Annotated in this window: 11 protein-coding genes, 1 tRNA gene and 1 pseudogene; 9 read left to right on the forward strand and 4 right to left on the reverse strand. The window is 66.0% G+C overall.

Features of this window, described 5'->3' with window-relative positions:
• Positions 1 to 280 (forward strand): amidase family protein (locus VGE49_RS11580; protein WP_331034703.1); only part of this gene is annotated, 280 nt, incomplete at its 5' end.
• 2 nt (positions 281 to 282) lie between these two features.
• On the forward strand, positions 283 to 1,776 hold the full coding sequence (gatB, locus tag VGE49_RS11585) for an Asp-tRNA(Asn)/Glu-tRNA(Gln) amidotransferase subunit GatB (protein WP_331034704.1): 1,494 nt from the start codon (positions 283 to 285) through the stop codon (positions 1,774 to 1,776).
• A gap of 78 nt (positions 1,777 to 1,854) precedes the next feature.
• On the opposite strand, the gene VGE49_RS11590 is transcribed toward gatB, so the two are convergent.
• Together VGE49_RS11590 and VGE49_RS11595 are read right to left on the reverse strand one after the other, a co-directional pair.
• Positions 1,855 to 2,766: an RcnB family protein gene (locus VGE49_RS11590; RefSeq protein ID WP_331034705.1), complete on the reverse strand. Its 912-nt coding sequence runs from the start codon at positions 2,764 to 2,766 to the stop codon at positions 1,855 to 1,857.
• 176 nt (positions 2,767 to 2,942) lie between these two features.
• Complete coding sequence (locus VGE49_RS11595; RefSeq protein ID WP_331034706.1) at positions 2,943 to 3,497, reverse strand: RcnB family protein; 555 nt, start codon at positions 3,495 to 3,497, stop codon at positions 2,943 to 2,945.
• Between the two features lie 221 nt (positions 3,498 to 3,718).
• Here VGE49_RS11595 and VGE49_RS11600 point away from each other — a divergent pair, with 221 nt between their 5' ends.
• The 3 genes from VGE49_RS11600 to VGE49_RS11610 all read left to right on the forward strand — a co-directional run bounded on the left by VGE49_RS11600 (position 3,719) and on the right by VGE49_RS11610 (position 4,513).
• Positions 3,719 to 4,021, forward strand: coding sequence for a sel1 repeat family protein (locus VGE49_RS11600; RefSeq protein WP_331034707.1), 303 nt, complete (start codon positions 3,719 to 3,721; stop codon positions 4,019 to 4,021).
• 79 nt (positions 4,022 to 4,100) lie between these two features.
• Positions 4,101 to 4,406 carry an ETC complex I subunit gene (locus tag VGE49_RS11605; protein WP_331034708.1) on the forward strand — a complete coding sequence of 102 codons (306 nt, stop codon included), beginning with the start codon at positions 4,101 to 4,103 and terminating at the stop codon, positions 4,404 to 4,406.
• Positions 4,407 to 4,436: 30 nt separating this feature from the next.
• Positions 4,437 to 4,513, forward strand: a tRNA-Arg gene (locus tag VGE49_RS11610).
• On the opposite strand, the gene metC is transcribed toward VGE49_RS11610, so the two are convergent.
• Positions 4,472 to 5,665: a cystathionine beta-lyase gene (gene metC / locus VGE49_RS11615; protein ID WP_331034712.1), complete on the reverse strand. Its 1,194-nt coding sequence runs from the start codon at positions 5,663 to 5,665 to the stop codon at positions 4,472 to 4,474. The genes VGE49_RS11610 and metC overlap by 42 nt on opposite strands.
• Before the next feature lie 129 nt (positions 5,666 to 5,794).
• On the opposite strand from metC, the gene VGE49_RS11620 reads away from it, so the two are divergent.
• Entirely contained in the window at positions 5,795 to 6,847 is a 1,053-nt protein-coding gene (locus tag VGE49_RS11620) for an amino acid ABC transporter substrate-binding protein (RefSeq protein ID WP_331034713.1), read from the forward strand.
• A gap of 71 nt (positions 6,848 to 6,918) precedes the next feature.
• Positions 6,919 to 8,199, forward strand: a complete 1,281-nt coding sequence (locus VGE49_RS11625) for a dicarboxylate/amino acid:cation symporter (protein WP_331034709.1) — start codon at positions 6,919 to 6,921, stop codon at positions 8,197 to 8,199.
• Here VGE49_RS11625 and sseA read toward each other — a convergent pair.
• A complete protein-coding gene (sseA, locus tag VGE49_RS11630; protein WP_331034710.1) occupies positions 8,196 to 9,038 on the reverse strand; it encodes a 3-mercaptopyruvate sulfurtransferase in 843 nt (280 codons plus the stop codon). The two genes, VGE49_RS11625 and sseA, sit on opposite strands and share 4 nt — an antisense overlap.
• Positions 9,039 to 9,189: 151 nt before the next feature.
• Here sseA and kdsA point away from each other — a divergent pair, with 151 nt between their 5' ends.
• Both kdsA and VGE49_RS14235 read left to right on the forward strand, forming a co-directional pair.
• A complete protein-coding gene (kdsA, locus tag VGE49_RS11635) occupies positions 9,190 to 10,068 on the forward strand; it encodes a 3-deoxy-8-phosphooctulonate synthase (RefSeq protein WP_331034711.1) in 879 nt (292 codons plus the stop codon).
• Positions 10,069 to 10,086: 18 nt separating this feature from the next.
• A pseudogene (locus VGE49_RS14235) lies at positions 10,087 to 10,259 on the forward strand (bifunctional heptose 7-phosphate kinase/heptose 1-phosphate adenyltransferase); the annotation flags it as partial.

Here is a 10,259-nt window from a genome sequence, read left to right on the forward strand (position 1 = left end):
GGTGGACGCCATCCTGACCCCGTCGACCCCGACGGCGGCGTTCAAGCTGGGCGACAAGCAGATCGACCCGCTGACCATGTACCTGAACGACGTCTTCACGGTGACGACCAACCTGGCCGGTCTGCCGGGCATCTCGGTGCCTGCGGGTCTGAGCAGCGACGGTCTGCCGCTGGGTCTTCAGGTCATCGGCAAGGCCCTTGATGAGGCGACCGTCTTCCAGGTCGCGGCCGCACTGGAAGACTCCGCCGGTTTCGTCGCCAAACCGGCCAAGTGGTGGTGAGCATGTCTGACAACAAAACACTGATCAAAGGTCGCACCGGCGACTGGGAAATCGTCATGGGGCTGGAAATCCACGCCCAGGTGGCGTCGAAGGCCAAGCTGTTCTCGGGCGCCGCTGTCGGTTTCGGCGCCGGGCCGAACGAGCAGGTGTCGCTGGTCGACGCCGGCTTCCCCGGCATGCTGCCGACCCTGAACAAGCACTGCGTCGAGCAGGCGGTGAAGTCGGGTCTGGGCCTGAAGGCGCAGATCAATCTGAAGAGCCAGTTCGACCGCAAGAACTACTTCTATCCCGACCTGCCGACCGGCTATCAGATCAGCCAGCTGTATCACCCCATCGTGGGCGAGGGCGTGGTCGAGGTGGAGGCCGAGGACGGCAGCTTCTTCAACGTGGGCATCGAGCGCCTGCACCTGGAGCAGGACGCGGGCAAGCTGATCCACGACCTGTCGCCGACGGAATCCTACGTCGACCTGAACCGGGCGGGCACGGCGCTGATGGAGATCGTCTCGCGTCCAGACATCCGCACGCCGGAAGAGGCGGTCGCCTACGTCAAGAAGATCCGCACCATCTTGATCTATCTCGGCACCTGCGACGGCGACATGGACAAGGGCAACCTGCGCGCCGACGTCAACGTCTCGGTCTGCCGCGCCGGCAACTACGCCAAGTTCAAGGAAACCGGCGACTTCGGCTTCCTGGGCACGCGCTGCGAGATCAAGAACGTCAACAGCTTCCGCTTCATTTCTCAGGCGATCAATTACGAGGCGCGTCGCCAGATCGAGATCCTTGAGGACGGGGGGTCGATCATTCAGGAAACCCGTCTGTACGATCCGACGGCGGGCGAAACGCGCTCGATGCGGTCCAAGGAAGAGGCGATGGACTATCGCTACTTCCCCGACCCCGACCTGCTGCCGCTGGAGCTGGAACAGGCCTGGATCGACGCGATCAAGGCTGACCTGCCGGAACTGCCGGACGAGAAGCGCCGTCGTCTGATGGCCGACTATGGCCTGTCGCAATACGACGCTGTGGTGCTGATCTCGGAGCAGGCCAAGGCCGATTACTTCGAGGCGGCTGCGAAGGGCCGCGACGCCAAGCTGGTCTCCAACTGGGTGACGAACGAGGTCTCCGCGCGTCTGGCCGCCGACGGCAAGGACTTCAGCGAGAATCCGCTGCCGGCCGCGCACGTCGCCCAGCTGGTCGAACTGATCGAGACCGACGTCATCTCGTCCAAGATCGCCAAGGAGGTCTTCGACTACGTGTGGAACGGCGAAGGCAGCCCCGCCGAGGTGGTCGAGAAGCACGGCCTGAAGCAGGTGACGGACACCGGCGCCATCGAGAAGGCCGTCGACGAGATCATCGCAGCCAACCCGGACAAGGCCGCCGCCGTGGCCGAGAAGCCCCAGGCCCTCGGCTGGTTCGTCGGTCAGGTCATGAAGGCCACGGGCGGCAAGGCCAACCCCGCGGCGGTCAATGATATCTTGAAGGTCAAGCTGGGCTTGTAGGGCGCAGCCTTCTGATCGCAGACCAATAGAAAAGGCCCCGGAGATCGCTCTCCGGGACCTCTTTTGTTTCGACATTGGCTACCAGTTCCAGGCGTCGCGGATGACCTCGATGATGTAGCCGTCATACTCGTCGATCAGATAGATCGAGTTGTCGACATAGACCCAGCGGGTCCCCGGAGGCGGATAGCCAAGGCCATAGGTCCGCCAGTCGTTGACCTGATAGCGCCAGAAGATGTCCGGCAGGTACTGGCCGACGTAGTACTGACGGTTCCAATAGCTGCGCGGCACGCTGTAGTAGCCATAGCCCGGCGCGAAATAAAAGCCGAGCCGCACGCCGTTCCAGCCCCGGAAGCGTCGGTCGTAACGCCACCAGTCGTCGTGGTTGCGGCGGTTCCAGTCGCGCCGCCACTGATCGCGGTTCCAGCGATTGTGGAAGTCGCGATAGTCGCGGTCGTTGTTCCAGTTCGGCCGGTCAGGTCGATCGGGGCGATGCGGCCGATCCGGACGGCTCGGCTGATCAGGACGGTTCGGTCGATCGGGGCGATAGTCGCCGCCGGGCCGGTTGGGCCAGTTTTGATTGGGGCGGTCGGGACGGCCCTGCCATTGACCGCCGGGACGATCGGGTCTGTCGGGACGGTTCGGCCGGCCTTCGTCGGCGCCGTCCGGCCGGTTGGGACGATCGGGACGATCGGGACGGTTCGGGCGTTGGTCGTCGCCCTGCCAGTCAGGGCGGTTGGGACGGTCTGGTCGATCGGGGCGGTCCGGACGTTGAACGTCGGGGCGCGGCTGCGGGCTTTCGATCCGCGGCGCGTCACGCCGTTGCTGGGGCGTGGAGCCTCTGTCGCCGCGTTCAGCCCGACGCTGGGCGCGATCGGGGCCGGGCGAGTTCTCCGTTTGAGCCTGCTGGTCCTGCGCCAGGGAGGCCATGGGGGCCGCCGCCGAGAGGACGAAGCTGGCGATGGCTGTGAACACCATCAGGGAACGTTTCATGGTCTTGTTCCTCGCACGCCGACAGCGGCGGCTTGGTCGGAATTTGAGGCCGTCGCCATGAACCGAGGCTGAACGTCGGTAGATGGAAATCTGCAGCCTTTCATGAGCGCGCGCTCATGAAAAAAAGCCCCCGCAAAGTCGAACTCTGCGGGGGCTCCAGATGGGACGGCTTGGGGCTAGTAGATATCGTGCAGCACGCTGGCGATCAGCCCGCTGGCGAGGGCGATCAACAGAATGTCGTTGCCGGCGTAGACGTAACGATAGCCGCGCGGCGCCGGGCGTAGGCCGTAATAATAGGGGTCTTCCACATAGTAGCTGCGGTAGGCTGAAGGCAGATAGGCGCCTTGACGCCAACGATAGCCGTAATAGCGCGGTTCGACCCGATAATAGCCGTGGCCCGGCGCATACCAGTAGCCGTGGCGAGCGCCGCGATAGTCACGGAAATCCGAGCGATTTCGCCACCAGTCGCGATTGTTCCGGTCCCAGCGGTCATGGCGACGCTCCCGGTGATAGTCGTGACGATCATCCCGACGATCCTGACGCCATTCGCGACGATCGTCTCGCCGATCCTGGCGCCACTCACGACGATCCTCGCGGTCGTCACGACGGTCATCATGACGATCCTGACGCCATTCGCGACGGTCATGGCGGTCCTGGGCCTGGGCGGCCAACGGCGCGGCCGTTGTGGTCAGCGCCAGGGCGACGATGGCGGCCTTGGTCAGGCGGTTCATCTTGCGTCTCCTTGGTCAGGGCGCCGAGTGAATTGCGGACGGCCCGTTGAAACAGGCGGTCAAGGTCGACCCCGGCCGATGAACTCGTCCTGAACGGCGATGTCAGGTTTTGATCCGCATGTTTCAACGCCGCTTGGGCGTTAACTCTAATTTCAAACCGGCGGTATTTGAATGAGGCTCGAAAGGCAGGGTCAGAACGACCAACGCCCGGAGGACTGGTTATGACCGCGCATGAAACCGCGCCTGAGGCTATCGAAACGGCGGCCCTGCCGCTTCCGACCGTCGACATGGACGGTGACGCCCTGTTCCGGCTGGGGTTGGCCTATTCGGCCGGGCTGGACGGCTGTCCCATCGATCGCGTCTCTGCCCACATGATCTTCAACCTGGCGGCCATGAAGGGCTCGATCGAGGCGCGCATCTATCGCCGCGAGATGAGCCAGGAAATGGAGCACGACGAGATCGCTGAGGCCCAGCGCGCCGCGCGCCGCTGGATTGACGCCGGCTCGACCACGCTCGCCGCCTGAACTCGCGGCGAACGGCTGGACCGGGCGGCGAGGTCGGGCTATTGACCCGGCCAAGACACGTCGCCGAAGGATTCCGCCCATGCTCGCTCGCATCTATCGCCCGGCCAAGACCGCGATGCAGTCGGGCAAGGCCAAGACCAACGACTGGCGTCTGGAGTTCGAGCCGGCCTCGGCCCGCACCCAGGACCCGCTGACGGGCTGGACCAGCACCACCGACATGAACGGCCAGGTGCGGCTGACCTTCGAGACCAAGGAAGAGGCTGTCGAGTACGCCGAACGCCACGGCATCGCCTTCCGGCTGCATGAGCCGCAGGAAGCCCCGGTCATCCTCAAGGCCTACGCCGACAATTTCGCCACCAACCGCAAGCAGTCCTGGACGCATTAAGTCCGGTTGCCGCTGCGGCCTCGGCCGAACGCGCCCTTAGCTCAACCGGATAGAGCACCCGCCTTCTAAGCGGACGGTTGCAGGTTCGAGTCCTGCAGGGCGCGCCATGCTTTCAGCCCCTTTTCCAGGTCCGCAATCAGGTCGGCGGGATCCTCCAGGCCGATATGCAGTCGCAGAAGCTGACCTTCTAGCGTCGGCGTGTGACGGCGATAGGCCAGTTGGGGCGTCTCGTGGGTGATCAGGCTCTCGAAGCCGCCCCAGGAGTAGCCCATGCCGAACAGGGACAGGGCGCGCATCAGAGCGTGCGCTGCCGGCTTATCGCCGCCCTTCATCACCACGCCCATCAGTGACGCCGCGCCAGAATAGTCGCGGCGCCACAGGTCATGTCCGATCGAGCCGGGCAGGGGCGGATAGAGGACGCGCGCCACCTCCGGCCTCTGTTCCAGCCATTCGGCGACGGTCAGCGCCGACCGGGCTTGTTCGGCATAACGCAGCGGCAGGGTTCGTAGGCCGCGCAGGGCCAGCCAGGCATCGTCGGGCGACACGTGCCAGCCCATGTCCTCGATGGTTTCGGCAATGACGCGACCGATCTGGCGGTCGCGGACGGCGACAGCGCCCATCAGCAGATCCGAATGGCCGGCCGCGTATTTGGTGAGGGCCTGGACGCTGACGTCGACGCCGTGGTCGAGCGGGCGGAATGACAGTCCCGCCGCCCAAGTGCTGTCCATGACGGTCAGCACGCCGCGCTCGCGACAGGCCCTGGCCAGGGCGGGAGCGTCGACGACCTCGAACGTCAGCGACGCCGGCGCCTCGATCAGCAATAAACGGGTGCGTTCGCCGAGCGCCGCCAGAATGTCTGCGGTCGAGGCCTCGGCGGGATGAAAGCGGGTCGTCACGCCGCGCCCCGCCAGGTGTCGAGTCAGAAAACGTCGGGTCGGACCATAGACGGCGTCCGTCGTCAGAATCTCGTCGCCGGGCCGGAGCAGGGCGCTGAGCGGCACGGTGACGGCGGCCAGGCCCGAGGGCAGCAGGAAGGCGTCCTCGGCGCCCTCCAGATCAGCCAGAGCCGCGCGCAGCTCTCTCGCTGCGCTGGTGCCGTCCAGGCCGTAGACGGGGCCGTCCGTCGCATCCTGCATGGCCGCCGGATCGTCGCTGAGCATGGTCGAGGCGCGTTCCAGCGGAGGATTGACCGCCCGTCGCCCCTGACCTCGGCGCGTGGCCGACGCAATCAGGCGGGTGCGGTCGGAAAGACGAGGCATGAAAGCTCCAGCGGGTTGCGGTTCCGCGCCTAGAGGGCTCTAAAGTCTGTCGGGGCGCAAGTTGGCGAGGGTGATCGAATGAGGGCGTCGAGGATAGCGACGGGAGCGGCGATAGCCTTCGCGGTGGCGATGGGTGGTTGCGAGCGGCGCACCGAGACCCCTCCGGCCGATGTGAACGAGGCCCTTCCAGCAAAGACCACGACCCTGCCGACAAGCACCGAAAGCCCGACGCTGGCGGCGATCAAGAAGCGCGGCCGGCTGAACTGCGGGGTGCATCAGGGCCTGGTCGGTTTCGCCTTCACGGACAATCGCGGCGCCTGGCGTGGCTTCGACGTGGATTTCTGCCGGGCGACGGCGGCGGCCATATTCGGCGACCCCGATGCGGTGCGCTTCGTTCCCTTGACGGCCGAGCAGCGTTTCGAGGCTCTGCGCGACGGGCGGATCGACGTGTTGTGGCGCAACACGTCGTGGACCATGGGCCGCGACACCGGCGGCGAGCTCAGCTTCGCCGGCGTCAACTATTACGACGGGCAAGGCTTCCTGGTGCGCCGCGCACTCAACCTCAGCAGCGCCTCGGAACTGAACGGCGCGCGCGTTTGCGTTCAGGCGGGTTCTACGACGGAGTTGAACGTCGAGGACTATTTCAGAACCCGCGGCATCGAATACCGCCCGGTCGTGGTGAAGACCGAGGAGGAGGCGCGACAGGCCTATGCCCGAGAGGCGTGCGACGCCTTCACCGCTGACATCTCCGCTCTGGCGGCGGCGCGGACGACCCTGCCCAACCCGCAGCAGCACGTCATCCTGCCGGACGTAATCTCGAAAGAGCCCTTGGGGCCGGTCGTGCGTCGGGGGGACGATCAGTGGACGGCGGTGATCCGCTGGACCTTGAACGCGCTGATCCTGGGCGAGGAGTTGGGCGTGACCAAAGCCAATGTCGCGGCGCTGGAGCGAGACAGTCAGGACTCGCGTGTTCGTCGCCTGCTGGGCGAAGAAGGCGAGTTCGGGCCTTCGTTGGGCCTGCCGCGCACCTGGGCGCGCGACGCGATCGCCGCCAGCGGAAATTACGGCGAGATCTTCGAGCGGAACCTTGGCCAGCAATCGGCGCTGAATCTGGCCAGGGGGCTGAATGCGCAATGGAGCGCGCGGCCCAGCGGCCTGATCTACGGCCTGCCGATCCGGTAGGGCGTAGCCCAACGGAGAATGGAAGGCGTATGGTTTCAGCGAGCAAACGCGGCCTTCCCCTTCATAGGCTGATGCTGATCGGCTTCCTCGTGGGGCTTGGCGCGGGCCTGATCGTCAACCTGACCGTCGGCGGCGACGCGCCCTGGGTTCAGGGGCTGACCGCCAGCATCACCGGCCCGATCGGGCAAATATTCCTACGTCTTCTGTTCATGCTGGTGCTGCCGCTGCTGTTTTCGGCGCTGGTGATCGGCGTGGCCGAAATGGGCGACCTGAAGACCTTGGGGCGGGCGGGGATCAAGAGCCTGGTCTTCACGGTCTTCATTTCGACCATCGCGGTCCTGATCGGTCTGGCCATGGTCAACATCTTCCGTCCCGGCGACGGGGTTGATCCGGCTCTGGCCCAGCAACTGCTGGAACAGGGCCGCGGCGGGGCCGCCTCCATCATCGGCAGCGCGCCTGGATCCGTGAAGGCGGGGGATTTCTTCCTCGACCTGGTGCCGACCAATGTCTTCACCGCCGCCGCCGAGAACCAGATCCTGCCGGTCATGGTCTTCGCGCTCTTCTTCGGCGTCGGCCTGGTGATGACCCGGAGCCCTGCGACGGAGCGGCTGCAGCAGGCAATCGAGGGGCTGTTCGAGGTGATGATGAAGTTGATCAACATTGTCATCCGACTGGCGCCCATCGCTATCGCCTGTCTAATGTTCAACCTTGCGGCTCTGTTCGGCTGGGACCTGCTGGTGCGCCTGGCGGCCTTCGTCGGCGTCGCCGTGGGAGCGATGGCGATCCATATGTTCGTCGTCTATCCGATCTGCGTCGCGACCCTGGGCGGGATGTCGCCGGTGAAGTTCTTCCGTGACATTCGCGAGGCCATGGTGGTGTCCTTTTCGACCGCCTCGTCCAACGCCAGCTTGCCGGTGTCGCTGCGGGTAGCCGAACAGAACCTGGGCCTGCCGCGCAAGATCGCCCGTTTCGTCCTGACGGTCGGGGCCACGGCCAACCAGAACGGCACGGCCCTGTTCGAGGGCGTGACCGTGCTGTTCCTGGCGCAGTTCTTCGGCGTGGACCTGAGTCTGGGTCAGCAGTTCGTGGTCATGCTGGTCTGCATCCTGGGCGGGGTCGGCACGGCGGGCGTGCCGGCGGGGTCGCTGCCGGTCATCGCCATGATCCTGGCCATGGTGGGCGTGCCGCCGGAAGGGATCGGCCTGATCCTTGGCGTCGATCGCTTCCTGGACATGTGCCGCACCACGCTGAACGTGACCGGCGATCTGGTCGTCGCTGTGGTGGTGTCGCGCGGCGAGGAAGATGCGGATGCGGCGACGCCCGCGGTCTCCGTGGCTGCTAGAGCGCCCTAGCCGACTTCTACCGACGTGTCTTCGCGTGCGCCCCATTCGGCCCATGAGCCGTCATAGAGCCGCGACGACCGGCCCAGTTCGGCCAGGCCGAGGGTCAGGATGGCGGCGGTCACGCCGGACCCGCAACTGGTGATGACGGGGCGGTCCGGATCCACCCCGGCGTCGCGAAAGGCGGCGACCAGCCCGGCGCCGCGCTTCATTGTGCCATCCGCGTTCAGAAGTTGGCCGAAGGGCAGGTTCAGCGCGCCGGGCATATGGCCTGAGCGCACGCCTGCGCGTGGTTCGGCGGCTTCCCCTCGAAAACGCGGCGCGCCTCGGGCGTCCACGACCTGAGCCTTGCCGCCCAACGCCTGACGGACCTGATCCAGATCGACGACGTTCGTGGCGGCGAAGGCGGGTCGGAAGGTCGAAGCGTCTCTGGCGGCGATACCGCCATGCTCCAGAGGCCGGCCCTCGGCGCGCCATTTCGGCAGGCCGCCGTCCAGCACGCGCACCCGCGTCGCGCCCATGATCCGCAACGTCCACCAGACCCGCGCCGCCGAGAACAGACCTTGGGCGTCATAGACGACGATGTCGTCGCTGTCGGACACGCCCAGCGCGCCCATGGCCTCGGCGAAGGCCTCCGGCGTCGGCAGCATGTGCGGGTAGGGGCTGCCCTGATCGGATATCGCCTCCAGATCAAAGAAGACGGCGCCGGGCAGCCGCTCCGCCTCGAAGTCTGCTCGGGCGTCGCGTCCGTCCAACCACCAGCTAGCGTCGATGATCCGCAGGTCGGGCGCGCCGAGGCGGGCGGCCAAGGCCGAGGTAGAGATGAGCGGGCTGTCTGAAGGCGTATGCATGACGCCACGATAACACAGGCTATTCAGTCGTGTGGTCAGGCGCTGAGTCGCCCTGTAGGTTGCGAAGCCGAGGGTTCGACGCCACCTGTCGGACGCAAAGTTGCGGCACAGACCCGCAACCTGATCGATTCAAACAGCTGAAAGCGCCGCCGTGAACCGTCCCAACGCCGTCATCGAACTGTCCGCTGGCCTCAAGAAGCCCGTCGTGATCGGCGGCGGCCGTCGTATCGTCTTCATCGCCGGCCCCTGCCAGATGGAAAGCCGCCAGCACGCGCTGGAGATGGCTCATCAGCTGAAGGAAATCAGCGACAGGCTGAACGTCGGCGTCATCTACAAGACCAGCTTCGACAAGGCGAACCGCACCAGCGCGACCGCCGCGCGCGGCATCGGCCTGAAGGACGCCCTGCCGATCTTCGCCGAAATCCGTGAAGTCACCGGCCTGCCGACCCTGACCGATGTCCACTCTGAAGCCCAGTGCGCGGGCGTGGCCGAGGCCGTGGACGTGCTGCAGATCCCGGCCTTCCTGTCACGTCAGACCGACCTGCTGCTGGCCGCCGCAGCCACGGGCAAGGCGATCAACATCAAGAAGGGTCAGTTCCTGGCTCCCTGGGACATGAAGAACGTCATCGCCAAGGTGGTCGGCGCGGGCAACCCGAACGTCATGGCCTGCGAGCGCGGCGCCAGCTTCGGCTACAACACCCTGGTCAGCGATATGCGCTCGCTGCCGATCATGCGCGAGATCGGCTGCCCCGTCGTCTTTGACGCGACCCACAGCGTGCAGCAGCCGGGCGGTCAGGGCACATCCTCGGGCGGTCAACGCGAGTTCGTCCCGGTGCTGGCGCGCGCCGCCGTGGCCGTCGGCGTCGACGCCGTCTTCCTGGAAACGCACGAAGACCCCGACAACGCCCCGTCGGATGGCCCCAACATGGTGCCGCTGGACCAGTTCGAGGCCCTGGCCGCAGACCTGATCGCCTTCGACGACCTGGCCATCAAGGTCGGCGCCAAGGCGCCGATGGCGAACCTGGCCTGAATCCGGTAGTTCGGCGTCATGGCTGAACGATCACTTGATTTGGGCGCGCTGCAGGGTCTGCTGGCGCAGGTGCATGAGCTGAAGGTCGCCTGCGTCGGCGACCTGATGCTGGACCGCTATGTCTATGGCGAGGTCAGCCGCATCTCGCCCGAGGCGCCGATCCCGGTCCTGCGCGCGCGCCGCACCGTGGC

It is taken from the genome of Brevundimonas sp., assembly GCF_036405315.1.
GTDB lineage: Bacteria > Pseudomonadota > Alphaproteobacteria > Caulobacterales > Caulobacteraceae > Brevundimonas.